Annotated in this window: 26 protein-coding genes; 13 read left to right on the top strand and 13 right to left on the bottom strand. The window is 36.6% G+C overall.

Features of this window, described 5'->3' with window-relative positions; all coding sequences use genetic code 11:
- Nucleotides 1–10 precede the first annotated feature (10 nt).
- The 6 genes from HCG49_RS16670 (at nt 11) to HCG49_RS16645 (ending at nt 8,369) form a co-directional block, all read left to right on the top strand.
- Entirely contained in the window at nt 11–3,508 is a 3,498-nt protein-coding gene (locus HCG49_RS16670; protein WP_168470652.1) for a DEAD/DEAH box helicase family protein, read from the top strand.
- Between the two features lie 462 nt (nt 3,509–3,970).
- Nucleotides 3,971–4,489, top strand: coding sequence for a hypothetical protein (locus HCG49_RS16665; protein WP_205764427.1), 519 nt, complete (start codon nt 3,971–3,973; stop codon nt 4,487–4,489).
- Nucleotides 4,490–4,510: 21 nt separating this feature from the next.
- A complete protein-coding gene (locus HCG49_RS16660; protein WP_168470650.1) occupies nt 4,511–5,239 on the top strand; it encodes a hypothetical protein in 729 nt (242 codons plus the stop codon).
- A 65-nt stretch (nt 5,240–5,304) separates the two neighbouring features.
- Nucleotides 5,305–5,943, top strand: a complete 639-nt coding sequence (locus HCG49_RS16655) for a hypothetical protein (RefSeq protein WP_168470649.1) — start codon at nt 5,305–5,307, stop codon at nt 5,941–5,943.
- Between the two features lie 164 nt (nt 5,944–6,107).
- Nucleotides 6,108–6,578 carry a DUF4468 domain-containing protein gene (locus HCG49_RS16650; protein ID WP_168470648.1) on the top strand — a complete coding sequence of 157 codons (471 nt, stop codon included), beginning with the start codon at nt 6,108–6,110 and terminating at the stop codon, nt 6,576–6,578.
- Between the two features lie 378 nt (nt 6,579–6,956).
- The gene (locus tag HCG49_RS16645) at nt 6,957–8,369 is read left to right on the top strand and encodes a P-loop NTPase fold protein (RefSeq protein WP_168470647.1); all 1,413 of its coding nucleotides are present in this window, start codon (nt 6,957–6,959) and stop codon (nt 8,367–8,369) included.
- A gap of 85 nt (nt 8,370–8,454) precedes the next feature.
- Here the strand turns inward: HCG49_RS16645 and HCG49_RS16640 are convergent, their stop codons facing one another.
- Complete coding sequence (locus tag HCG49_RS16640; protein WP_168470646.1) at nt 8,455–9,600, bottom strand: hypothetical protein; 1,146 nt, start codon at nt 9,598–9,600, stop codon at nt 8,455–8,457.
- A 221-nt stretch (nt 9,601–9,821) separates the two neighbouring features.
- Nucleotides 9,822–11,072 carry a DUF6161 domain-containing protein gene (locus tag HCG49_RS16635; protein ID WP_168470645.1) on the bottom strand — a complete coding sequence of 417 codons (1,251 nt, stop codon included), beginning with the start codon at nt 11,070–11,072 and terminating at the stop codon, nt 9,822–9,824.
- Between the two features lie 470 nt (nt 11,073–11,542).
- On the opposite strand from HCG49_RS16635, the gene HCG49_RS16630 reads away from it, so the two are divergent.
- Nucleotides 11,543–12,121, top strand: coding sequence for a recombinase family protein (locus HCG49_RS16630; RefSeq protein ID WP_168470644.1), 579 nt, complete (start codon nt 11,543–11,545; stop codon nt 12,119–12,121).
- Nucleotides 12,122–12,574: 453 nt separating this feature from the next.
- Entirely contained in the window at nt 12,575–12,826 is a 252-nt protein-coding gene (locus HCG49_RS16620; protein WP_072765568.1) for a hypothetical protein, read from the top strand.
- A gap of 258 nt (nt 12,827–13,084) precedes the next feature.
- Here HCG49_RS16620 and HCG49_RS16615 read toward each other — a convergent pair whose 3' ends face one another.
- Nucleotides 13,085–14,146 (bottom strand): serine hydrolase domain-containing protein, encoded by a 1,062-nt coding sequence (locus HCG49_RS16615; RefSeq protein ID WP_168470642.1) that lies wholly within the window; start codon nt 14,144–14,146, stop codon nt 13,085–13,087.
- Between the two features lie 5 nt (nt 14,147–14,151).
- The gene (locus tag HCG49_RS16610; RefSeq protein ID WP_072765570.1) at nt 14,152–14,916 is read right to left on the bottom strand and encodes a DUF6090 family protein; all 765 of its coding nucleotides are present in this window, start codon (nt 14,914–14,916) and stop codon (nt 14,152–14,154) included.
- A gap of 552 nt (nt 14,917–15,468) precedes the next feature.
- Between HCG49_RS16610 and HCG49_RS16605 the strand changes: the two genes are divergently transcribed.
- Nucleotides 15,469–16,164: a LytR/AlgR family response regulator transcription factor gene (locus HCG49_RS16605; protein ID WP_168470641.1), complete on the top strand. Its 696-nt coding sequence runs from the start codon at nt 15,469–15,471 to the stop codon at nt 16,162–16,164.
- A gap of 19 nt (nt 16,165–16,183) precedes the next feature.
- On the opposite strand, the gene HCG49_RS16600 is transcribed toward HCG49_RS16605, so the two are convergent.
- Nucleotides 16,184–16,627, bottom strand: coding sequence for a GNAT family N-acetyltransferase (locus HCG49_RS16600; RefSeq protein ID WP_168470640.1), 444 nt, complete (start codon nt 16,625–16,627; stop codon nt 16,184–16,186).
- A 638-nt stretch (nt 16,628–17,265) separates the two neighbouring features.
- On the opposite strand from HCG49_RS16600, the gene HCG49_RS16595 reads away from it, so the two are divergent.
- The 4 genes from HCG49_RS16595 (at nt 17,266) to HCG49_RS16580 (ending at nt 18,628) form a co-directional block, all read left to right on the top strand.
- Nucleotides 17,266–17,727: a JAB domain-containing protein gene (locus tag HCG49_RS16595; protein WP_168470639.1), complete on the top strand. Its 462-nt coding sequence runs from the start codon at nt 17,266–17,268 to the stop codon at nt 17,725–17,727.
- A gap of 77 nt (nt 17,728–17,804) precedes the next feature.
- On the top strand, nt 17,805–17,999 hold the full coding sequence (locus HCG49_RS16590; protein ID WP_168470638.1) for a hypothetical protein: 195 nt from the start codon (nt 17,805–17,807) through the stop codon (nt 17,997–17,999).
- 32 nt (nt 18,000–18,031) lie between these two features.
- A complete protein-coding gene (locus HCG49_RS16585) occupies nt 18,032–18,343 on the top strand; it encodes a hypothetical protein (protein WP_168470637.1) in 312 nt (103 codons plus the stop codon).
- Between the two features lie 21 nt (nt 18,344–18,364).
- The gene (locus HCG49_RS16580; protein ID WP_168470636.1) at nt 18,365–18,628 is read left to right on the top strand and encodes a hypothetical protein; all 264 of its coding nucleotides are present in this window, start codon (nt 18,365–18,367) and stop codon (nt 18,626–18,628) included.
- A 730-nt stretch (nt 18,629–19,358) separates the two neighbouring features.
- On the opposite strand, the gene HCG49_RS16575 is transcribed toward HCG49_RS16580, so the two are convergent.
- From HCG49_RS16575 to HCG49_RS16540, 8 genes are all read right to left on the bottom strand, one after another.
- Nucleotides 19,359–19,754, bottom strand: coding sequence for a lipocalin family protein (locus HCG49_RS16575; RefSeq protein WP_168470635.1), 396 nt, complete (start codon nt 19,752–19,754; stop codon nt 19,359–19,361).
- Nucleotides 19,755–20,203: 449 nt separating this feature from the next.
- A complete protein-coding gene (locus HCG49_RS16570; RefSeq protein ID WP_205764426.1) occupies nt 20,204–20,821 on the bottom strand; it encodes a type I restriction-modification system subunit M N-terminal domain-containing protein in 618 nt (205 codons plus the stop codon).
- Nucleotides 20,818–21,036, bottom strand: a complete 219-nt coding sequence (locus HCG49_RS16565; RefSeq protein ID WP_205764425.1) for a helix-turn-helix transcriptional regulator — start codon at nt 21,034–21,036, stop codon at nt 20,818–20,820. Before HCG49_RS16565 ends, HCG49_RS16570 begins: the two co-directional genes overlap by 4 nt.
- Nucleotides 21,017–21,376 (bottom strand): SdpI family protein, encoded by a 360-nt coding sequence (locus tag HCG49_RS16560; protein WP_168470634.1) that lies wholly within the window; start codon nt 21,374–21,376, stop codon nt 21,017–21,019. Before HCG49_RS16560 ends, HCG49_RS16565 begins: the two co-directional genes overlap by 20 nt.
- A gap of 533 nt (nt 21,377–21,909) precedes the next feature.
- The gene (locus tag HCG49_RS16555; RefSeq protein WP_168470633.1) at nt 21,910–22,224 is read right to left on the bottom strand and encodes a hypothetical protein; all 315 of its coding nucleotides are present in this window, start codon (nt 22,222–22,224) and stop codon (nt 21,910–21,912) included.
- A 264-nt stretch (nt 22,225–22,488) separates the two neighbouring features.
- Nucleotides 22,489–23,091, bottom strand: a complete 603-nt coding sequence (locus tag HCG49_RS16550; protein WP_168470632.1) for a short chain dehydrogenase — start codon at nt 23,089–23,091, stop codon at nt 22,489–22,491.
- A 318-nt stretch (nt 23,092–23,409) separates the two neighbouring features.
- Entirely contained in the window at nt 23,410–23,712 is a 303-nt protein-coding gene (locus HCG49_RS16545; RefSeq protein WP_168470631.1) for an ArsR/SmtB family transcription factor, read from the bottom strand.
- A 215-nt stretch (nt 23,713–23,927) separates the two neighbouring features.
- A complete protein-coding gene (locus HCG49_RS16540; protein ID WP_168470630.1) occupies nt 23,928–24,803 on the bottom strand; it encodes an alpha/beta fold hydrolase in 876 nt (291 codons plus the stop codon).
- Between the last annotated feature and the right edge of the window lie 1,514 nt (nt 24,804–26,317).

Raw genomic sequence — 26,317 nt, 5'->3', positions numbered from 1 at the left:
ACCTTCTAGTATGAGTACTAACTTTCAGTTTTTAAAGGCGGAGTGGCCTATCTTTTTTGATAGGGCCCAAAAAGCGGAACAATTGGTTATTACCGATCCAAGGGCCTCTCTTTTTTATGCCCGTATGGCCCTGGAAGTGGCCGTGAACTGGATGTATACCAATGATGCAGAATTAGAATTGCCCTACGATAAAAGCTTGCACAATCTTTTGTTACAGCAGGAGTTCAAGCAGCAGTTTAAGAACGCTGCCCTGTATGATGACTTGCACCTCATTAAAAAAAGAGGAAATTTAGCGGCCCATAACAGAGCGGTAACCGATGTAGATGCCCATATTACCATTGAACAGCTCTATTATTTTGCCAAATGGTTTGGAAGAAGCTATTCTCAAGAAGCCCTAACAATCCCTGGGGTCTTTGATTTTGAAGTAATTCCCAAAAAAGGGGACAATGCCCTTTCGAAAAAGAAAATACAAGATTTAGAAAATAAACTGAATACGGACTTGTCCAAATTTCAGGAGGAACTACAAAGGAAAGAGAAAGAAAGGTTGGCCTTGGCGGCCGAAAACGAGCTGCAGAAAAAACAGCTGGAAATCCAGCAGGCACAAATTGAGGCCAATAAGATCGTCGCCAATACCCAGGAACAGGTACAGCACCCCAGGAATGAGGCGGAGACCCGAAAACAGTTTATAGATCTGGCATTGCGCGAGGCCGGATGGGAGCTGGAAGGGGTAAACGATAGGGAATTTAAGGTAGGCCATATGCCAGTGTCTACCAATCCCTCGGGCACCGGCTATGTAGATTATGTCCTTTGGGACGATGACGGACGGCCCTTGGCTTTGGTAGAAGCCAAAAAATCCCTGGAAAGCGCTACCAAAGGGGAGAACCAGGCGCAGCTATATGCCGATTGCTTGGAGAAAATGTACGGCCGCCGTCCGGTGATGTACTACACCAATGGCTTTGAGACCTTCCTTTGGGACGATCGCTTCTATAAGCAGGCAAGAACGGTACACGGCTTTTATACCAAGGCCGAGCTACAGACCGTGATGTTCCGACGAGAGCACAGAAAGGATATCCGTACCGCCCCCATCGATACCGATATTGCGGGACGTACCTACCAGATGCGGGCCATTAAAAGTATTGCCGAACATTTTGCGGGCACCAATAAACATACCGGCAACCTTATAGGTACCCATAGGGGCGCCTTATTGGTATTGGCCACGGGGACCGGAAAGACCAGGACCAGTATTGCCCTGGCAAAAATGATGCTGGAATGCAATTGGGTAAAAAGGGTACTTTTTCTGGCCGACCGCAAAAGTTTAGTGAGCCAGGCGAAATCTAATTTCGTGAAGTTCCTGCCGGAGCACTCCAGTGTAAACCTCATTAAGGAAAAGGACAATCCCGATGCCCGTTTTGCCTTTTCCACCTATCAGACCATGATGGGCCTTATCGATAATTCCAGGGAGGAGGAACACCGCTTTTACGGGGTAGGCCATTTTGACCTGATTATCATAGACGAGGCCCACCGTTCCATCTATAAAAAATATCAGGCCATTTTCGATTATTTCGATGCCCTTTACCTGGGGCTAACGGCCACCCCAAAACATAGTATCGATAAAAATACCTATGCCATTTTCGGCCTTGCCGATAAATCGCCCACGGATGCCTATACCTTTGAGGAAGCCGTTGCCAACGGCCATTTGTCGCCCTACCGCTCTTTGGAGGTGCCTACCAAGTTCATGAGGGACGGGATCCGGTACGAGGACCTGAGCGAGGAGGAAAAAGAAGCCTTTGAGGAGGAGATCCTGGACGGGGAGGAAGCCACTGGGAACGAATGGATAGAATCCTCCGAACTCAACCAATGGTTGTTCAATAGGGATACCGCCATCAAGACCCTTCGCTTCGTCCTGGAGCACGGCATTAAAAAACGCGGCGGGGACGAATTGGGGAAAACCATCGTTTTTGCCCGCAATAAAAAACACGCCCAGTTCCTAAAGGATATGTTCTTGGAACTGGACAAGGAACAGTTTAGCAACGATTACGTAAAGGTAATTACCCACGGGGAACCAAAGGCCGAGGAAATGATCAACAGGTTCTGCGACGAGGAAAAAGACCGCCTGCCGCAGATAGCCATTTCGGTCGATATGATGGATACCGGTATCGATGCCCCTAGTTGCGTGAACCTGGTATTCTACAAGCCCGTAAAGTCCTATGCCAAATTCTGGCAGATGATAGGACGTGGCTCCCGTTTGCGCCCCAATTTATTTGGGGAAGGAAAGAACAAGGAACGTTTTTTGATCTTTGATCTCTGTCAGAATTTCGAATTCTTTAAGGAGAATCCGGAAGGGATGGAAACCAGTGCCCAAAAGGGGCTCACAGAACTTGTTTTTGGACTAAAATTACAGCTGGCAGAATACCTGAAATCCGAGCAGTTCAAGGACGATACCGATTTACAGGACTACCGCACCGCTTTGTTGAACGATTTGCACAAAACGATTGCAACGATGGATACCGATCGATTTGACGTAAAAATGCAGCTGAAAACGGTATTGGACTATGGCAATGAGAACAGGGAACTATGGGACCATCTTACCAAAAAGGACGTCAAGACCATTACCGAGGTATTGGCCCCCTTGGTAAAACCGCCAAAGGGCGATAACGATCTGGCACGCTTCTACGACAAGCTGTTGTATGCCCTAATGGTCAAAAGGCTGGAAACCCCCGACACCCCCGAATTCCTTTCCAAACTGAATGTCCCGATTACTAAGGTAGCGACCACCTCCCATAAGCTGTTGAAAAAAACCACTGTTCCCGAGGTAAAAACGCAGGAAGCCCTGATAAAACAGCCATTGGAAGAGAAATTCTGGGAGAAGGACGGGATCCGCCATTTGGAGAAAATAAGGGCCGGCATCCGGGAACTGGTAAAATATATAGACCCCGTAGACCAGAAATATGTGACCACGGACTATATAGACCACTTGCGCGAAGACCAGGTAGTAGTAAACGACTTTGCTGCGGAAGCCCCGGAAAGCTATCGGACCCCATTTACATCCACCCTCCATCGATTGGAGAAGCTCATCCGGGAAAATAGCAACAACCTGACCATAGCAAGGATCCACAAGGGCGAAACCATCACCGAAGAGGAACTAAAGCTCTTGGAAGGTATCCTCTTTTCCGACGGGATCCAAAAAGAACAGGTAGAAAAAGAACTGGGCGCACGTTTGAATTTGGTACAGTTTATCGTCTCCCTCATAGGGGTATCCGCCGAAACGGTCGATAGGGCATTTGCCGATTTTATCAACCAGCACCGGTTGAGCGCGGTACAGATCCAGTTTTTGGATACCATAAAGTTGTTTTTGACCAAGAACGGAAGAATAGACCCTACCAAACTATACGATTCCCCCTTTAAAAACTACCATACCATGGGCATAGACGGCGTATTCAACCCCGAACAGGCCGATACCATCTTTAGTATCATCCAAGACTTCAACAAAACCGAAGTAGGCGCCTAGGCGCTCACTTTTATTGGAACAATAGTAAAAAACCCCGCTGTGCATCTAAACTGCACAGTGGGGTTTCATATTTGCAGTGTTCACCAAAAAACACTGTAGCTATGATTACAATTTTAAACCCTTGGTCTTTCCATCGTGGAGACATACCAAAAACCATCAGGGGCTTCCCTCAAGCCTATTTAATATTAATTCCTATCCCTTAGAAGAAAGGAATATCGATACCATTCCTGCCCTTTCTAGGGAACCCAATTATTAAAAAACATTATTAACACAATCAGAATCAGTCACCAAATGAAAAAACTATTGCTAGCCATTTTTTCTGTAGCAGCGACCACTGCTACCGCCCAAAAACAACTCGATGAACTAAGCTTCGAGCAGAGCCAGGATGCAGCAGTATTCCAGCAGATAAAAAACAACACCAAGATCCTGAAATACACCGCCGCGGACGGCTCCGTGCTGGCCGTGGGCGATACTCTGGTAATAGGCTATCCATCGGGAAACATAACGTCCACCACTGCCGTAGGCGGCGGGTATAGGGTCGGTGCCGCCAAGGCCCGGTCCAAGACCAAGAGCAATTTCCAGACCATCATCATGGGAAAGCCGGCAGGATTCGGCAATGTTATGGCCGCTATGGGCGGAGAAGAACCCAGCACTGCGGGGGCCGAAATGCAGGGAGAAATAGTGGTGATCTCCGAAATGTCCGTATTTCATAAGGGCAGCAGGAAGAAGCCCTTAAGACTCACCGTCCTATTGGGAGAACCCAATGGTAGGGCCTTTGGGATCAACAAATACATGTCCGTAACGGACTATGAAAAGTCCGTCCTAGGCGGCGAAATAAAGAGCATCAATGCTCCTATGACCCGGGAAGAGGCCATCGCAAAACTAAAAGAATCCAAGGATTTGTTGGACCTGGGCATCATGGCAGAGGACGAATACCAGGCCCTTAAAGAAGAGCTCACCCCTATCATTGTATCACAATAAACGCTATAAAAAAACAGAAAAATGAAAAGAATATTGGTATTGATGGTATTGGCCCTGGTAAGCACAACAGCTATGGCCCAGCAGCACTATCGGGACATAGTGTACTTAAAAAACGGCAGTGTGGTCCGTGGGATCATAACCGAGCAGTATCCGAACGTTTCCATAAAAATAGAAACGGCGGACCAGAGCATCTTTGTATTCCGCATGGAAGAGATCGAAAAGCTCGGCAAGGAATTACACCGTCAAAAAGACGGGCGTATAGACCTGGCCACGGAGCAGGCATCCAGGCATATCAGAACGGTGGACATAGGCTATCAGAAAGGAATATGGGATTATGGTATGGACCGTTGGAAATTGAATATCGTGAACAGCTATGCCTTTAGCCCTATTGTATCCTTAGGGATAGGAACAGGACTACGGTATTATAAAGAGTCGGAGGCCGCCCTGATCCCTCTTTTTGCCAACGCCAGAATAAACTTTTTGGACGCTACACACACACCTTTTATCGCCTTTGATATCGGCTACAGTTTTGACGCCACCTATAGGCTAGAAGGCGTGGGAATGCTACTGAGTCCCACAATAGGGGCCCGTTTTGGCACCTCGGAGGGAACCACTTTCACTATAGGGGTGGGGTATGAGATGCAGAAAATGGACTTTTTCTACATCTATGATAATGGGGGGTACTACGATGTAGGGACCACCTCCGAAAATTCAGGCGCCGTAAGCATCAGTGTAGGGATAATGTTCTAAATCCAGCGGTTCCTATCTTTTTTAGAACGAATAAAAATAAAACAACCGGATAAAAATTTTAAAAAATGAATAATAGAAAGAGAAAAACCACAGGGATATTGACCAAGCGAGTGGTGGTATTATTTTTAGGTGTTGCCATTACAACAATAGGCCTAACATCTTGTGAATCCCATAAAGCCCCTACTCAGCATGAGATTGTAAGGAGCAATATCGAGGAACATATAAAACCAAAAATGAATGATCCTGAAAGCTATGAATTTGCCGAGCTCATATTGGCAGATTCGGTACTCTACAAGGACAATATAGAGTATCGCAAGGAATATTTTGAAAGGAATCTGGGGTACGACCAGGAAAATCTAGAACGGCAAGAAAAGTATAAAAAGGAGATCCCTAGTATATTTAATCCCGAAGAAGTCGAAGAGCTCAATTCCAAAATAGAAACAAACAAGAAAATACTATCAGAAATAGACAGGCTAGAAACAGAACTGGGAGAAACGGTCCATGAAGTTGCATCCTACACCTACATTTTTAGGTTCCGGGCAGTAAATGGATTAGGGGCCAAGATGTTAAATGAATACTTGGTACAAACCAATCCCGCACCGGATCTGGGAATCATAAATATTGCCGATGATAGAGATGAACTACTACTAAACCCAAATGATTTTCCCGGGTATAAAGCGATGCTCCAAGCGACCGATAAATAATGGTTAAAGGCATTCCAATTGGAATGGAACAGTAGTAATAGGCCCTAGCATGGGAATTAATAGGATACATGCTGGGCAATACCAAGACCTAGGAAATAGTATTGATTAAGAATAAGCTTGATTTAGCAAGTGCTAAAAAAACATAACAACTTAAACCATTTAAAATGAAAAAATATGTAATTCTACTAAGCATTTTACTTTCTTCTTGTTACACCTATGAGAGAATTCCTATAACGATGGAACCTATTGATAGGACGATTATGGTTGACGGAACAAAAAACGATTTATTTGTAAAGGCTAATAACTGGATGGTTGAAATTTTCACTAGCCCAAAATCAGTGATTCAATTTTCGGACAAAGAAGCAGGCGTAGTTACAGGTCGTTATCTTTTTAAGGATTTTGGATCCACGGTAGTAATGGGGGAAGTGGTCGATTTCGGACAGATTTATGCTATCATCAAATTAAATGTCAAAGATGGGGCCACGAAAATAACGATAGATGCAGAAAATTTCACAGAAGTACATAGCAAAACAAATGAGAGCTACCGATATACCAAAGAAAAGGCAGTTCAGGAGATACATGTTCTAATGGACAACTACGAACAATATTTAAAAACAACTGATATTTCTTTTTAAAAAGAAATTATAAAAATGGAGAGCTATATCAAAGGTCAGAATGGAGGATTACTATCAAAAATATTATAAATAGTAGTAAAACAGTGTAGTAATATATTATATGTATGGATCATATTTAATACATATAAGATGTTATATATATCTATTATTGGCACAAATCGAACCGAGATAAGGAGGAACAAGTATTTGCTTTTTTTGACCTTTATTGATATTCTTTTTTCAGCCTCCTAGTTAAACGAAATGTTTTTAGGACAGTTCAATTCCCGCGGCAAAGAACTTGAATTTATCAAGAATAAGCTTGCTTCAGTAAGAGATAAATAAGGAGTATAAACTTCTATGTACCTATGTTACCAGTAACCTTAAAAAAAACACGACTAAATGAATATTAAACATAACGAAATTGAAATTGAACAGGAAAATCCTTTTGCTAATTGTAAATTGAATAGGCAAAAATATTCTGGCGTTTTAACCAATATAATCAAATCATATCCTTACGGATTTGTACTCGGCCTAAATAATAAATGGGGCACAGGAAAAACAACATTTGTAAAAATGTGGGAGCAAGATTTGAAAAATAGTGGGTTTCAAACTTTATACTTCAACGCTTGGGAAAATGATTTTGAAAATAATCCTCTCATAGCTTTAATGGGCGAATTAAAAACCCTTACAACAGAAGATACTGAACCAGAATTCAAAAACACATTAAAGAAGGCATCGACTTTAACGAAGCACATTGTACCAATATTAATAAAAGCAATAGCTGATAGATATATTGAAACCGAAGGAATTAAAGAGGCTATCGTTGGAGTAACTAAAGGATTATCAGAGACTTTTGAGAATGAAGTGCACGAATATGATAAAAAGAAAAAAAGCATTTCAGATTTTCGTCACGGCTTATCCAAATTCATCACAAATACGAACGAAGGAAAACCTTTAATCTTTATTATTGATGAATTAGACAGATGCCGACCAAATTATGCTGTTTCTTTATTGGAACAAATTAAACATTTCTTTTCTGTTCCAAACATTGTTTTCATTTTATCTATTGATAAAGAACAACTTGGAAATGCAATTAAAGGAGTATATGGAAGTGATGACTTAGATGCTGAAGAGTATTTAAGAAAATTTATTGATTTAGAGTATTCCATTCCAGAGCCAGGAGCAGATATATTTTACAAATATTTATATGATTATTTTCAATTCGATGAATTTTTACAGTCACCAGAAAGACTAAATAGTTATGAACTAACATCAGACAAATCAATTTTTCTTGAAACTTGTAAATTACTATTCACAAATGCCCAAGTTCCTTTAAGACAACAAGAAAAAATATTTGCTCATTCGAGATTAGCATTAAGGAGTTTTACATCAAATATGTATGTTACCCCAAATATTTTTCTTTTACTTACATTCGTTAAAATCAGAAATAATGATTTTTATGAACAAATGAAAAGTAAAAATTTAAGTATTTCAGAAGTTCAAGAAAGCTTTTTAGCCCTAATCAAAATTAATATCAATGATGATACTGAAAGACAATTAATGTGGTTAGAATTATCCCTAGTTAATGCGTATAATAATTATATTCAAGACGGGTATAATCGAAAGCCTTTATATGAAAGAGATGGGGAAACTGGAAAAAACAAACCACTAATAAGCTCAATCATCAATAAAGAAGCGGATAATGAGACTATGAACATCATTGAAGGTATAAAACATAGTCGTAGAGAAGGAGATTTAGATTTATCTCATTTCACCAACAAAATAGATTTATTAGAAGATTTAAAAACTTAAAATCGGTAAAAATGGTTTAGGGGGGCTCCAAACGAGCCCCTAAACCATAGATGGCGGAGCCATCCCCTCGATTGTACACAGGTGTTTATTTAATTTTAAAATATGGTTTTAAGTAAGAATTCAACTTTCTTTTATAACTATCGATGCTTTCGTGAATGACAGTGTAATATTCCTCATAATTTAATTGATTATGATTTCCATTGTTATTGAATAAATCCCATCGTTTATATTCGATGTCGGTCATTATAAATGTTTTTAAAGCTTTAATTTTTCTATTGAAATTTCCATTTTCGTATTTAAAAATATAACAAGCTCTATTTTCATTTATATTTTCCCATATTACAAAATTATATACTTTATGCTTTAAGATAATTATTAGTGCTTCTTCCGAAGTTGAATTATTATTTTCCCAGAGAGCAACAGCCTTATTGTCATTTTTTATTAGTTTTGATGCTTGTTGTATGAATTTATTGCTTTGAAATATTGTGGCAATATCTTTTATATTAATTTCTTTATCTTGATTCAAATTAACTCTTGAATTATTTCTGGGTTTTTCTAGAGTTATAGTGCTTATTTTTTTCTCTTTCTTTGAGTTATTTATATGTTCCGAAACAATATTTTTAATTTTTTGAATATCATCTGAAAGTGTAAATTCTACTTTTTCATTAAATTTATTAAGGTAGACTTTGTATAATTCTTTCGAGAATTTTTTTTGAAAATAAGAGTTGCTAATTTCATTCAAAATTTTTGTTGGTCCATCAATGTTAATTGAAAGATATAATATATTTGGATTTATTTTTACTCCTTTTTCCGTGAAAATTATGTCTTTCCAAGTGAAGTATTTTTTTTCACAGTTTTCTAAAATGTATTCTTTTTTGTTAGGTAGTGAATTATAAATAGAGTCAATGGTCTGTATAATACGTTCATCGTTAACTTTTTGTTTTAAATCAGTTACAAAGTCCAGTATTTTCTCCTTGTAACTAGCTTCCTTAATTTGTTTTAATTCAGTTAAGTATTCGTTTCTTTTAGATGAAGAATTTTTTCTTTTCTTTTTTGATTTTAGACTTAATGGCTGAACTCCTAAAAAGGTTGCTATTTCATTATTTACAGATGGTGGTAATTCTGTGAGTGATTTATCATTAAATTTTTCAGCTGTCCAAATTTTTAAATTTTCAACATCTGTATTATATACTTTTGATATATGTTCAAGAGAATATAGTTTTTTACTCATAGTTTTTTCACACTTGTGTACAACGGTCTGGCTATGAACAGTACGGGAGCAAACTGGCGTTTGCTTTCCGCCATGCACGTAGCGAAATCTTTTTGTTTTGTTTTTTCTTTCCCTTGTTTAAAGCAAAATCCTAAAGATTTTGCGGACTTCATAAAAATACGTAAACCTTTCGTTTAAGCCCGAAGCCCGTATTGTTTATAGGTTTTGTTAGCCACTGGCTTTTATTTATTCATAATTTTTCCTATAAAATCATTCGGCATTGTTGGTCCTGAATCATCTTTTAACAAACCTGTTTCTGCTCTACTAAATAATGATTGTAAAATCAATTTTCTATCTTCATCATTAATTGAGGAATCTTTCTCGGAAAGCAAAGACAAATAGAAAAAAGTTAGAGTATGTCTCTCTTCAGCGTCTCTAGCCAAGTGAAATGAGCTAAACATAACTTTTGTAATTGCTCTAACAGTAAATGCTATAAGAGATATAAGTGTTATAAAAACAAGTGACCATCTAATAATTGCCGCTCTATTTTCCGAAAATACTGTTTCGAAAATCCATTTCGGGGAAATTATTAAAATCAAGGCAAGGAAAAGAGATGAAAGTCCGACTACCCACAACAAAATCTTTTTCATTTTATTAGCATCTGTATAGTATTTCGTTGATTTTTGTTGCCAATATCTTGCTGGTTTGGAAAGTTGTAGTTTTCTAAAATATGTTTCTTCTAAATTTGATATTTTTTCTTTTGAATCAGTGTCAAAAGTATTGAAGTCGGTTTGTGTTTTACCATACCATTCATCAAAAAGTTCTTCTTTTTCTTTTTTATAATCATCTATCTGTTTAACATAATTTGCATAATCTTTATTTGCAGTTGTTAAATGGTCAGTTAATTGTTTTTCAGATTCTGAAAGTTGGTTTCTAAAATCATTTCTTATTCTACTGATAGATGATTTTTCTTTATTTCTTCTATTAATTATTTCAGTGTGGTCTTTCAACTGAAATTCGTATGCAAGTAATCCGCCCGTAAAATTATCTTTCGTATTAAAGTTGTACTGACCTATTATATAATGGTAAGCTCCTGCAAAATAGTTTGGAAATTTTCCTTGAAGTTCAACAAGAAAGTCAGTTGCAGGTGAATCGTAAGTAAAAAAATTGCTATTACTCTGTAATTGTCCAATTTCGTTACGCCAATTACTGTTTAAAGTGCCTTCTGGCTGTTGATGATTACTATTTATAAAGTTATCTAATCGGTTTCTTAAATTCGTAAAATGTTGTTTGGATGTGTTGAATTCGGTTGGTATAGTTCCTAGTTTTTCCCAACCTTCTATTTGTTGATTAAGAAATTTGTGAATAGAACTAAATCCCTCAAATTTCTGTAAAAAATTGATGTGAGGATATTGAATCGTAATTTCAACCGAATTAAACCAATTCGGTTCTTTCGAATCTGCAATTTTATTCCTAACTTCAATTGTTGTCATATGTTCAGTTTTTCAGCTTGTGGCTAACTAGCTTATATCAGTTTATTATATACTGTTTATAGGTTTATTGCTGTGCATAACAGCAATAATAAGCTACTGTTATCCATTTATAAAATGCAGTACCAATATTATGATTTAGGTAGGTGAATAGCAAATTAATTAGAAGGAAAATACAACAATTTACTTATGTATTGCGTGTGGTGTAGTGTGACTCCAACCAGTGGCATAAATCGAACCGATATTTTTCTTTCCCCCAATAAAACCAACTTTTTTGCTTATTTGACCTTTCTCAGGCGGTCTTAGATCCTATTTTTTATAAAAGGGTTTAAGTCAGTTTCCCTTACTCATTTATTGTCCCCTAAAACGTCCGTTTTACGGGATAATGCCCCAAGGGATAAAATATGCCTGATAACTGTCCTTTTTACCGTCTTTTTTAGTAGTTTCGTAAAATAACGTTTTACGGGACTATTATGATTGTTGGATATGCCAGGGTTTCTACCAGGGACCAGAAATTAAAAGTACAGATCGATTTATTAAAAGAAGCGGGTTGTGAAAGTATTTACTCCGATGTTGCGAGTGGGGTGAGACAGGACCGGTCTGGACTGAACGAAATGATCGGACAGCTTCGGAAAGGCGATACCGTGATTACCTATAAGAACGACCGTATATTCAGGTCTTTAAAGAACATGATCGATTTGATAGACCTGTTCAATGAAAAGGGGGTACATTTTAAAAGCCTTAGCGAACCGGAATTCGATACCACATCAGCCAACGGCAAGTTCTTGTTGCAGATATTTGCGGCCGTAGCCGAATTTGAACGGAACCTTATTCGGGAAAGGACCAAGACCGGGCTGGATAGTGCCAGAAAGCGAGGCAAATTATTGGGAAGGCCCCAGGGGGCATCTGAAAAGACCCGGGAGAAATACCAATATGCCAAACACTTGTACGACAATAAGGACATCCCAATATTGGAAGCCTGTAAAAAAGCAGGGATTAGCAAAAGCACTTTTTATAGGGTTGAAAATGAAATCCTCAAAAAAGACTTATAAAATAGAATGGATGAATATATCCCTAAAGGCCGAATCCAAAAGATCCTTATAGATGGAAAACTTCCATGTTCTTGCGGAAGGTTGGCCCCATAACCCTTTCGCCGCTACTAGAACCCCTGATATAGATCAAGACCTTTTTAAAGAAGCTTTGTTTCCTTGGGGCCACCACCTTCAGAACCGCGCCACAAGACCTTCATTGTTTCCGCCAGCTTCAACAACAAAGCCCTTGTCCTTGTTCTTTTTTAGGAACCTTATATAAGTGGTATGATCGCTTAATTATAGTTTTGCGAATCATGTAATACTTTTTTTGCCTATTCTACAATTTTTATTGCAATAATAATTATACTTGTTAATTATGTAAGAATTTTAACTAATATTTAGGTGCTTTGGAAGGTTAAATTGTTTCTTTTGTAGAATATGAACTTACTTAAGCAGTACTAAAATCATTCAACTATGAAACTAAATTATTCCATATTGGAATTTCTTTACAGAAACCGAAAAAGGGGATTTTCTAGGATAACGCATATTTGTTTAGATCCCAATAGAGCCACGCAAATAGCAAGAAAAATGAAGGAGGAGGGACTGATAGATTTTAAACAGCGTAGGTTTATGGGAAGCAACGGAGAACTTTCTTTCATTGCACCACCGGCATTGATGATCACACCATTGGGAATAGAGATGATCGAGTCCCAGGATATGGAGTAAAATCACTCCGTAGGAAGCTCGATCGGTAAGTTTACAAAACATGTTATTTTAAACTTACACAGTTAACAGGATAGTGTCGTTGTATGTGAATCCCAACTCTTGGTACAAAACCAACCGAAGGATGAATCAACATCTTCATGCTTTTTTGCCCCTTTTTTATTTTATAACTATAACATATAGAGTATATGGCCTCTGGTGGCTGCTACACTTCCACTGGTGGGCCTATTTCAAATTCTTACTTAATTTGTACTTGAGTTCTTAGCGTACGTTTTCGCGCCGATGGGCTTCATACCCCTTTTTCTTTCTAATGATTTTTACAATTCGGTTAATTATAATTTCCGATAAATTCCATTCATAACCTTCAAAATCTGTTGTATTAATAAATTGAACGACTACTGCATCAATATCTTTATGGTATTCCGCAAGGCTTTGATAACCAACTACCAAACCTCCATGATTATATTCATAAGGATAGATTTCTTGTTCTTCTTCATCAAATACCGAACCATCGTTCAGTGCTCGAAGGAATATACCCACATCTTCTGCTGTGGTCAACATTCCGTATTCACGATCTTTAAAATCTTCCTCATAACCCACATAATATCCACTCATAACATCATCTAAATTGACTTCGGTAATCGAAAAAAAGGTGTTTTTCAGCTCTAAGGGAATCAATATTTTCTCTTTGATATACTTATTGTGGCTATACCCTAAGACATCATCCATAATCCTACGCAGCAGTAAATAATTTGTGTTTGAATATTCATATCCTTTATCAGGTTTAAAACTGGCTGGTAGGTCGAGGGCAAAATCTAAGGCATTTTTGCCATTTTGCTGTTCATTTTCCCAATAAGATGGATTATCAGTGAAATTTGGAATACCAGAACGGTGTTGAATCATCATCTTCAATGTGATTTTTTCAGCATTTTCAATTCTACCTTTGAGCTCTGGGAGGTAGTCAGTGAGCGTTTTATCAAAAGACAAACGCTTTTCCTTTACCAATTTAGTAGCTACTACTGCCGTATAAAGTTTGCTAATGCTGGCAATCTTGAAGAGAGATTTTGGGTCGGCTGGTATTTTTTTTTCTCTGTCTTTCCAACCGCCTGTATAATATGCTGGTGGTTTCCCTGCTTGGTCTACGTAAACAATCATTCCATCAAATCCATATCCGATGGCTTCATCTACTTGTTCTTGAATAGTATCAGGAAGAGGTAAAATCCAAGCTTTTACCAAAATCCACGGAACGAAGTATAATGATATTGCTGTTCCAATAAACAATAAAATGCGTACAATCCACTTTGCTTTTTTATTTTTTATCATATTATTTAGTCTGCGGTTGTCCGATCTATTTCTTCAATTATAAGATGCCCTAGTTCTGTTAATTCTTGATATTGTTCAATCATAGTATCGAATTGCCACGCTGCCAAACTAATAACATTTCGGTAGGCTGGTTTTGCGGTGTACTCAATGAATGCTTGATCATATTCGGACTGGGGTGTAGCTTTGTTTGCTAATGAATCTAATGGCATAAATGCAGAAGCTAAAATAACTGACCTGTCGAATTGAGTATCGAGGTAATTTTCTTGATGAACGGTATACTGATTATAACTCTTTTCGTTTTCTGCAATAATGTCCACTAATCCGTGGTATTTAGCTAAAAGCGAATCGAGTTTTGTATTGTTTATTTTACCATAATAGGCAGAGTTTTTCAATGATTCATAACCACCTGAATTGGGTTTGAAATAGAAATCGGCAAAGGCAGTACCAGCTATCATGAATAAAAAAAGATTTTCATTTTCAGTCTTTTGCAAAATGCTATTTCGCGCTTTTTTACAGAGGTCTGCAATCTGTTTTCTTCCTTTTGATAGTTGTTCTAATTGTTCTATATCTTCCGCTGTATGTGTTTTAATTTTAGTTAAATATTCATTTAACGAATCATTATCCTTAATCGACTGGTTCCAATTATTTATCTGTATCGCAATCAAAATTCCAATGACAACCAGAACGATTTCTCCTAAAGCATACTTCAGGTACTGAGTTTTTTTATTGTCTATAATCAACTTATTTCGAATTTTTCTAAATAATTTCATGGTTGATTCAAATTAGCCACAACGTTCTTGTGTATGATTTCGGTCTGGGAAATCCTTAAGGATTTTTCGGGAAAGGAATCGTTCCGGATTAAAAGTAATGAATTTTCTCTTTTGCAGGAAGTAAGACTGAATTATAGCCACTATTGTAAGCAGTTTATTCTAAGAGCTATTGAATAGGCACGGATTTATATATGCGGATTTAAATGTCTCTTGGCAATAAGAATTCGCTTTTCAAGAGTCTAAAAAACAGAATGGAATTGGCTTTTTTTCTTGTATAATCAACCATTTATGGAACTTAGAATTAATCAAGTTCATGAGTGGTTATATGACGTTAAATTTTAGGTTTTCATCTCATGTTTTCAATAATTAACGGTAAAGCAAAAGCCAGTCGTATGGGAATCTAGACCGTAATGATTTGAATCATTCCATAAACCTTATTAACCTTGATAATCCCTATCTACATAACATTTAAAGCCATTTTCACAACGTATAATGGGATGAAACATGTTATTTACCTACTTTGTTGATGATATAAACTGCAAATCATCCCTTATGAAATTAAGAAGTGTAATTGTGGACGATTCATCTTTACAGCGGATTGCCGTGGCAAAGTTAATAAACGATCATCCAAACTTATTACTGGTAGCGGAGTACAGCAATGCTCTTGAAGCAAGGAAAGGCATCGAAAACAATGAGATAGAGCTTATTTTTCTGGATATCGAAATGCCGATCATTAATGGTTTCGATCTTTTGGAGTCTATGAGCAGCCGTCCACAGGTAATCTTGATAACCGGTAAGGCCGATTATGCCCTTAAGGCATTTGATTACGATGTAACGGATTATCTTCAGAAACCCCTCTCTTCAGCTCGTTTTAATATCTCGGTTAAGAGAGCAGTAGACAAATATGAACAGGTAAATAAAGAGAACGAAAATGAGGAGCATATCGTTGTGAAAAGCAACCTGAAAAATCGAAAAGTTTTTCTTGACGACATAAAATGGATCGAAGCTCTTGGCGACTATATTAAATTGGTAACGGATGATGCCAATATCGTTATACTATCTACCATGAAATCCTTTAAACAAAAGTTGCCGGAGGATAAATTCCTTAGGATACATAAATCTTATATCATAAACCTGGATAAGATCGAAAAGTATACTAGTAAGAATGTTGAAGTTTCCGGAAAACAAATACCGTTAAGCCGAAATAAAAAAACAGAATTGATGGAAGCGCTGAATACACCCTCTTAGAAATTAATGAGCAATGCTTCTATTTCTTCAATTCCATATGTAAAATTGGATAAGGTTTTCCAGAAGAATCCAATTCAGAGCGACTTGTTATTTCAAATCCACAATGTTTGTAAAAGCCAACCGCTTGTTCATTCTGTTCATTTACGTCAACTTTAGTAACATTTAGATTGTCAATGGAATAATCGAATAATGATTTACCTATTCTTTTCCCTCTGTAATCAGGGTGAATGAATAACATTTCCAAGTTCTGTTCAGCGACACCTACAAAACCGACTATATGGTTCTTGTTGTTCCTTATACACCGCAATTCAACTGCATCCAAATATGTGTTTAAGATTAGAGGTTTAAAATATTCAATATCTTCTTCACTTATAAAATGATGTGTTGCTCTTACCGAAGATTCCCATAGATTTACTACTTCTTGGTATTCAGTTTTATTTATTGTATCTATTTTTTGCTCCATTCCCTTTATTACTGCTAACTCCTAACATCAGTTTAATACATACTGTTTACCGGTGTTTTGGATAACCAATATTATTACAATTATAGGGAAAAAAATACGACTTTAAGAAAACAGAACAATCGATAATTGCTTTAAAAATAACCTTCTATTACTTATAGATATTTCCGTAGGTCCTAGCTGGCTACCGCTTCCTTGGCCTTTTCGGCAAACTTATCTTAATACAATGCCGCTATATTTTATGAATAGAATTGATTATAAAATATTAAAGAAGAGTGTCATAGTATATTATATATGTTCGGTATATAGTATACATGAAATATATAAAGTATGAAATCGGGTGTCCCCTATGTTGTGCCTATTTTGGCGGCATTCATTTTAAAAGGGTATCGAACCCTTTTGAAATGATCAGGGAGTTGTTGGTCTATTAAGGTCCGCGCTGGCCCAAAGATTTATTTTTCATAGGAATGCTGCAAGTTAATCAAGCCGCCTTTGCCCTGTCAATGTAGTATTTTAAAAAATGGGGTATCCCTCCTTTCGGGGGAACCCACCGCAATTTTTTAAAATCTCCACATGGACTTGTCCCCACCGCTGCGCTGCTGTTGATTGTTTTCGCCGCATAACCTTAAAAATATACTATCATGGAAGACATTCGAATCGCAACCTTCAAAGATTTCGTCGGTGAGTTAACCGCCATTTACCGAAGAACAGAACTGCCCACTATTAAAATAGATACTTCCCGTTCGGTGAGGGAGTTCATTTACCCCTTCTTTGAGCAGATTATGGACGATCACGAGCAAGTGAAGGTCATACACCTGAACCGCAAAAATCAGGTCGTGAACGTACACCATCTATCCTCCGGAACCGATAACGGGAGCCTGATCTCGACAAAGGACGTACTTAGACAAGCGGTCTTGATCAAAACGAGCAGCATAATTCTGGTACACAATCATCCCTCCGGGAATCTCGTCCCCTCGGAAGCCGATAAACATATTTCGAACAAGTTGAGCGAAGCCTCCAAATTATTGGACATAGCCACCCTTGACAGCATCATAATCACCAGGGAGGGATATTATTCCTTCGCGGACCAAGGGCTTTTATAGCCCTTTTTTTTGCTCGATTATTTTTTAAATGTACGCTTTAGCGTACATTTGTAATAGCTCTAAGAATCTATGATATTATGGATTACAAATATATACCACTACGGAATTGGCTTTTGGAAAGAGATGCCCTTTCCATCAGAAAGTTGGAGGTCAACTGTGGGATTCCTAAGGATACCCTACGCCACTTTCTCAGCGAGCGCAGGGACTTTCCAGAAAAACATTACCGATCCTTGTTAAAAGAGTTGGTAAAGTATGGCTTCGATCAGGAATAAACGCTTTATTTTAGAATTTTAAAAACTCAACTATGAGTAAAGATTTCACATTACCGGAATTTCTTTTCGGAGAATTCCCGATCAAGGACGACAGCTTTAACGACCAGCGCCAATTTATTGTCCATAGGGGAATATCCCTTATCGAGGTGATAGCGCACGATGAATTTGAAGATATCGTCTTTGATGGTAAGACGAGCAAGAAATATTCTTATTTTGGGGAGGATTTTACCCTTGCCTACCACACCAACAATACCGAAGATTCAAGCCATGGTGAACTGGAGGTTCTGGACCGTGCCTGGGAGTGGTACCGGGAATATTTAATATGGGAAGATACCCAAGAATAACAATTAAACAAACTAAAAATTATGGACAAGGTGTATACGGTAGAATTGGAAACGGAACAAATGGACATTGAATCATTTTGGATGTACCAGGGTTTTGGAAATGATCTGGCCGAAGCGGAAAAATGCGCTGAAATGTTGAGCAGGTTTTTTCCTTATGATGAATATCCTACCAGGGTTTTTCTATATGTGGAAGATGAAATGGAAGATGGCCGTCTTATCAATAAACGAGTTCTAAAGGAATATGAACTAAAAAATGAAGATGGTGCCATTGTAAGGGCTAAATAGGCCGTTAAAGGGGAGAGTGAAATTTAAGGAGGTATCAAAACTCCGGGGACTTCAAAGTAAAAGAAAAAACCTCCGTATCGGTACCTTTTAAAAGGTATCCATTATATCTGATCCCTATAGCGGCTTGCCCAAGAAAAATGAAAACAATAGATCATAAAAACACCCATAGCATATGGCTCATATCCGTTATAGAGCAATCATTAAAGTCCTTTGTGGAGAATGCCAGACAAAGGTCAACGAGAAAAAAAGAATCGATGTCAAATGCCCTAACTGCTCTTTCAAAAAATATCAGAACGTCAACAACCTTTTGAGCTTTACCAGTTTTATCACCAAGGCATTTCCCAACTGGATATGGTTCAACATTTATGAGTACAAAAAAGGGGATTTAGGCGCGCTTTTGAAAAGTTACCAGAGGGGAAAGAACGAACCTACGGCAAAGACCCTATAAAAATAAAAAAAACGGAACCACCATTAAGGTAATTCCGCTTTTCGATTCAAACTTGCGTTTGCTTCTTTCGAAGGTAAAAATACGATTTTTTTCCTTTTATATTGTTTTCAAGCAACCCGTTTTCTCAGGGAAGTTCTTTTTTAGTGAAGTGCTTAGGCCTTATAAGGATAAATGGGACGAAATTACCGTTAACAGGTAATTTCTTTAGAATCCAGCTTTAAAGCTATTATTTTCTCGCCCTGGCCTGTCGGCGGGTTGAACTTAGTGATTGGCGTTTCTTTTTTATTCCTTGGTGTATTCAAATATATATTCTCCATTTTTCAAAATCAAACTATCTTTAGTCAATCGATCAATAATGTAGGTTTCATCATCCATAAAGGATGTGCCATTTCCAATACTTTCAACTGTGAAGGTAATTTGGTTTCCTTGTACTTCCCAGTTTCTGTAAAGTAAAGTTTTCATATTATCGGAACTAGCGGAACCATCTTTAAAAAGAGTGAAATGTAATGCAAATTCAGATTGGTCTTTCCAGGACCCGACAAGAAGTTCTTTATCTACTGTTGCACCATGCTTTTCCTCATTTTGTATTTCAGATGTGTTTTTTTTTGGGTTTTTACAAGAACCCATTACAAGCATTCCAATTAGAAATAGGATTTGAATTGTCTTTATTTTGACCATGTAACTGTTTTTTTAACTGCTCATTGATTTTAAATCCACGATGGTTAGTTATACCCAAATAACATACACTGCATTTCGGGCAATTGTCTTGGATAACGCTATTAATGGCGAATGGTTTATCCGTATAATAAATATTGGACCCAATATTATTACAATTGTAGTCTAATAAAAAATAAAAACTTAGGAAAAAACAATAGATCAAAGCTTATAGGTGAAGTTCCATCACGGATATATTCTAGCGTCAGCTTCATTATACATTATATATATGCATGATATATAACATATATAATTTATGAAGTCCATTCCTTTTCATGGCACAAATCTAACTGAGTTATCGAAGAACAACTTTTTTGCTTTTTTGACCTTTCATCATTTTATTACTATAGCATATTCAGTACATGTTCCCTGTTGAAAGCTACCCTTCCATTGGGCCTATTTCAAATTCTTATTTAACTTGTACTTGAGTTCTTAGCGTACATTCTCGCCCCGATGGGCTTCATACCTCTAGTTTCGCCTTTATTTTCGTCTGCAAATCGCTTGATTAAATATTCATAAGCATCTCCTAAAACATCAAAAGAAGCATTTTTGTTGCTTAAATCCACAGCATCCAAATAACTAACTAAAGAAGTTAAAACCTGTGGACTTATCTTTTTACTTCCTGAACCATCAGGTGCTTGTTCGTTCCAATGAACTGTGTTAATTACACCTTTTAAAACTGCTTTTCCTTGTCGGTCAACGTTTGCGTCTGCAATTTCATTTACCGCTTTGTTCAGCTTTTCATTTTTCTTGTCAGGTGAAGCATCACGTACATCTTTCCAGAAACAGCCTTCTGGAATTTTAAAATCGTGTTTTTGAGCTACGATTATTCTTCTTTCCGCTTCGGTTGGTTGTCTTCCTTCTCGTTTTACAAATTCCTTGATTTCGTTTTCCGTTTCCCATTCGTAATTGTCTGAAAGACGTTTGAAAAAGAGTAGAGAAAGTATGTAGGCTTTATAATCTTCTACTTTGTCACGTAGAATATCAGCCATTCCAAAAAGTGTGCTTCCTAATGCTTGTTTTGTAATCATTTATTTAGCTCTGTTCTTTCAATTAATAATTCTTTGACTTCTACATTTAAGATTTCCGCAATCTTGTATAAGTCTTCTAAACTCGGTTGTCTTTTGTTTTGAGCGTAAGAGTGTACCATATTGTAACTCTTTCCAAGCTGTTCAGCCAACCAGATCTGTTTTATTCCTTTCTGTTCTAAAACCTCTTTTATTCGATTATTTTTCTTTTTTATCAAATTTCGATTTCAGTTTAGTTTCTGTTTTGTAAATACTGAAAAATGCCCATAATAGAGTACTTATCATTACTATTCCAAAACTCAAAACGATGTTCTGTATATCGATTAAAAATCCAAGTATTGTTGTCAAAAACGGAATTGATGAATACTTCATCATATTTTCAGCACCTATTTTTTGTGCATAATCCCATTTTTCTTGGTTTTCCATTGAGCGTTTTGTCCGATATCCGTACCACCAATTAATTTTTTTTGGAGGGTTCTTTTTAAAAATCATTCCACCAATTAATCCAATTGATCCAGTTACGATACTTGAAAATACAATGAAAAAATTGAAAGTCATAATCGGCAATGAGTATTTCAGTTTGTTTATCAATATGTTGCACAACTAGTTATATCAGTTTAATATACACTATTTATCGGCTAATTACTTATGGATAATAGCAATAATACCGTATAGATATCTATTTATAAATGGCAGTATCAACATTATAATATTGGTAGGTGAATGCCAAATTATTTAGAAAGAAAATACAACAGTTTAATGATGCTTGAGGTGAGGTATAGAGAATATGCTCTTGAGTGTTTTTTGAATCCTTGCTCTTAGCACAAATCGAACCGCTATCTTTCTTCCTCTCTAGATATACTTCTTGCTTTTTTGACCTTCTTCATTTTATAACTATATCATATTTAGTACATGTCCTCTGTTGATAGTTATCAATCCACTGGGCCTATTTCAAATTTTTTACTTAATTTGAACTTGAGTTCTTAGCGTACGTTTTCGCACCGATGGGCTTCATACCCCGTATTCAAGATATTCAATCCTGGCCTATCGGCGGGCGGAATTCTTAGTTGTTGTACACAGTTTTTGTCCATCTAGTTATTTAAAGACCGATTTAATCTCTCCAACAAATCGCTTAATTCTTCAGTGAAATTCCGAACATTTTCGAACCCCTCGGAGTAAATTGTCCTTCCCATTGTGGACATTTCTTTCGGATAAATTTTGTCAAAAAGAGATGGGTTATTTTCGATTTTTCTTTCAAAAAGGTACATTTTTGACCGTAAGTCCTCCTCTGCGGATTTTCTTACTTTCTTATTTGTTCCATTTTTAAATTTTCTTTCTAGAGGTACCACTTCTTTGTGCAACTCTGTTAACCAATCTATTTCTTTTTTGAGTTCTGATTTGTCCATTACTTGCCTTTTTTCTTAAAAATATAAAATATTGGAACAATAAAAATTCCTAGCCCCCAGACAAGTATTTTAAAAAAATCCCTAAGTCCAATAATATCTTTGGTCATGCTACTAGAATTAGCTACAAATACAGGACTATCATATCTCAAATTGTATTGTTCGGTAAGCCAATAATCAAAAAAGTTTTCATAAATATAGACAAAACTTTAGATTGAGGATCAGAGCCCGCATTACTTCATAGGTTTTGTTGGCAACTGGCTTTTATTAGTCGTAAATTCTAATTATTTCGCCATTTCCTTTTCCGTTTACACTTCTCACATATCCGTTAATTACTTTTTTCATTGGTATCGGATTGTGTCCTGGGAAATAATCTTTGTATTTTTCATATGCATCTTCCACCATTCCAGAAGAAACCACATTTACTCTAATTCCGTTTTCAATTTCAAGTGTAACAGCTTTTACAAAACTATGTATTCCACCATTTACCATAGATGCACTTGTTGTTTTTACAACTGGGTCGTCTGCCAAAATTCCTGTTGACAAAGTAATCGAACCATTTGGATTTAAATAATTTTGTCCGATTCGTACAAGGTTTACTTGTCCCATTAATTTACTTTTTAATCCAATGTAGTAGTCGTCTTCAGTAAGTTCATTAAAATCTGCCCATTTGGCTTCTCCAGCAATACAAATTATAGCATCCACTATACCAACCTTCTCAAACATAGACTTTATTGAATTACTATTAGCAATATCTACAGTCACGTCTCCGTTAGTCCGCCCAGCTATTAGGACTTCGTTCTTTTCTTTAAAGTGTGAAACAACAGTTTTCCCAATTGTTCCGTTACCTCCAATAATTAAAAATTTCATTGTGTTTATTTTTTAAGTTAAACATTGAGTTTTGTTGCATTTCTCTTTTGTACTTATATATCGTTAAAGTTGCAATGACACTCCAAAGAAAATTGGTGACAAATGGTGGGATTGCATTATAATAATAACAGTTTATAGCTATTAAAAGTCCTCCAAACAAGTTTAAATACTTACAATAATCTAAATACTTTTTATTTGAAATAAGTGTTAGGGAATAGGCAAGAATTATGAAGCCTGAACCTGACCAACCAAGAATGTCAATTATAGTTTTCATAGTTTGTTATATTGCTATATGTAGATATGTTTGGTCAAATTTTTTTAGCTTATAAAATTGATATATTCCTTAATTGTCTTTTCATTTCTCTTTAGATAAGACCATTTTCCGTGCCTTGTTGAAATTAAAAGCCCACATCTTTCCATATTGGTTAAATATGTTGAAATTGTGGATTGAGAAAGCCCTGCTTTTTCGTGAATATAGGTTACGCAAACTCCATCTTCAAAGTGCTTCAATGTTTCGTGTGGTGGAAAGTTTTTTTCTGGTTCTTTTAGCCATTCCAATATTTGCACTCTGGTTTCGTTAGATAAACATTTTCCTATTTCTGTTGCTATTTTTATATCCATAAAGCAAACATATCTACAAATCTCGATATATAAAAGTGAATTCTTGTTTTTTTGAAGTTATTGGTTTTTTCAGCTTATTGATTAGTTTTATTTTTTCTTGTTCCAAAGCTAAATCCATAAGATTTAGCGACTTTATAAATATACACAGACCTTTCGGTTTTGCCCTAAAGTCCGCATTACGTTTAGGTTTTGTTAGCTACAGTTATTTTTTAGCATTAGTTATTTATAAATGCATCAGACTTTGGCCTTTTAAAAGGTTCTGACAAAAATCTATTCGCAATACTGTTAAATAAATCTGGATTAGAGGAAGGAGTAAAATGTGTTTCACCTGGCATAATACAAAGTTGTGCCTTTTCGAGATTTTCATATATTTCAATACTATGCTCGCTTTTAATTACATCTTCATCTCCAGCCAAGATTAATACTTTTGCTTTAACTTTGGAAAGATCTGTGATTGGTATATTAGGTTGTTCTCCAACTAATCCTAAAAGTTGTTTTTTCAAATTCCAATTTTGGGTTTTGTCTTTTTCTTTTATTTTTAATTTTACCACGTCAAATTCTTTTTTGATTATATCAACCACGTATGGATGAACTGCTGTTGTATCTGGTCTTAGATTTGCAGCCATAGACACAATTTTTTTAATCTTGACTTTATTGTTAATTCCCATTTTTAGACCAATTATTCCACCGTCACTCCAGCCAATAATATTTAGGGAATCAAGTTTTAAATGATTTACCAATCCTTCCCAATCTTCTGTGATTTGCTTATACGTCAATGAATCAGTTTTTAATTCAGACTTTCCTTGCCCTCGGCTATCCGCAACAATTACTCTGTATTTTTTTTTGAAATAATCTATTTGATTACCCATCCAAATAATACTTCCACCATTTCCATGAATAAGTAAAAGAGGCTCTCCTTCACCATACTCCTCGAAATAAATCCTAGCTCCATTAATTTCAACATATTTCCCAACAGCTTGGTTGTTGCCATATGGTGTATCAAAATCAAAGTTTAATTGAACTTGAGCTGTTGAGATTAAAGAGAATAAACCTGTAAGAAGGAAAATGAATAATTTTGGTATAATTTTCATCTTGTTTTAATTGTAGCTAACGTTCTTGTGTATGATTTGGCAAGGTTTGACCAGTTTTGTGCCCTTGGCGTGCTTACAATGGGGTGATGCATGGGGGTAAGCACTCTTGGCGGCCAGCAAAACTGGTTTGCTCGATTAGTCTCAGCCTTCCTTGATCATTAATCCCAGTAATATTTTTCTTTTTACTAGGTAGCCTTGCTTAATTATACACACTGTTATATTTAGTGGTTTTGGTTAGAATTATTCCTTTTAGAAGAAATATTCATCTTGTTTTTTACTTTTTAAAGTTTGTTTCATTCTCAATTTTTCATTTTATGGAGAAGGTTTCCCAACTACTTCAGTCATTTAATCCATAAATCATTATGGTTCCATAAGATGTTTAAAAAATATCGAGGTTCAGTTTTGAATATAATAAAGGAACTCCCCTAGTCTTTCGCCAGCAAAGTAGATCATTGAGGTGGCAATTATCAATAGAAATATCCTTAAAGACATTCTATATTTTCCCTCACTGAGATGCTCATTAATTACAACTGATAATCCTCTTATTGAATTTATTAAATCATTCATATTAATCCATAATTCCTGCCATTAAATATAACTCGTTATATCAGTTTAATATATACTGATTATCGGCCTATTACTTTGGATAACAGTAATAATACGGTACTGTTATCTATTAGTAAATAGCAGTATCAATATTATACTATTGGTAGGTGAATAACAAATTAAATAGAAAGAAAATACAACAATTTTATGATGCTTGATGGGAGTTATAGAGAATATGCTCTTGTGTTTTTTGAATCCCTGCTCCTGGCACAAAACGAACCGATATCCTTCTTCCTCTCTAAGAATACTTCTTTTGCTTTTTTGACCTTTTTTCATTTTATCAATGCCACTTTCATCCATCCCCAATCGGTTAGAGTAATTCCTTTAAGTTGGGACGTTTAGAAATTATGATTGACCGTCCCCAATCCGTTAGAATAGGTGCAAGTAACTGGTAGTTAAGTATTATTTCCATCCCCAATCGGTTAGAGTATGCCCTTAATTCCTTTAAGTTGGGACGTTTAGAAATTATGATTGGCGGTCCCCAATCCGTTAGAGTTGCTGTAATTCCCTATTTTTCAAGAGTTATTGTTTATCCCCTATCGGTTAGTGTATGTCCCCGATCCCTTTGGGTTGGGGCGTTTAGAAAGAATTGTTGGCCGTCCCCAAACCGTTAGAGTAGCTGTAATTTATTGGTTATCAAAGGTTATTTCCATCCCCAATCGGTTAGAGTATGCCCTTAATTCCTTTAAGTTGGGACGTTTAGAAATTATGATTGGCGGTCCCCAATCCGTTAGAGTAGCTGTAATTCCCTATTTTTCAAGAGTTATTGTTTATCCCCTATCGGTTAGCGTATGTCCCCGGTCCCTTTGGGTTGGGGCGTTTAGAAAGAATTGTTGGCCGTCCCCAAACCGTTAGAGTAGCTGTAATTTATTGGTTATCAAAGGTTATTTCCATCCCCAATCGGTTAG

Source organism: Arenibacter sp. 6A1 (genome assembly GCF_012272855.1).
Classification (GTDB): domain Bacteria; phylum Bacteroidota; class Bacteroidia; order Flavobacteriales; family Flavobacteriaceae; genus Arenibacter.
This window is presented reverse-complemented; position numbering and strand designations above follow the sequence as displayed.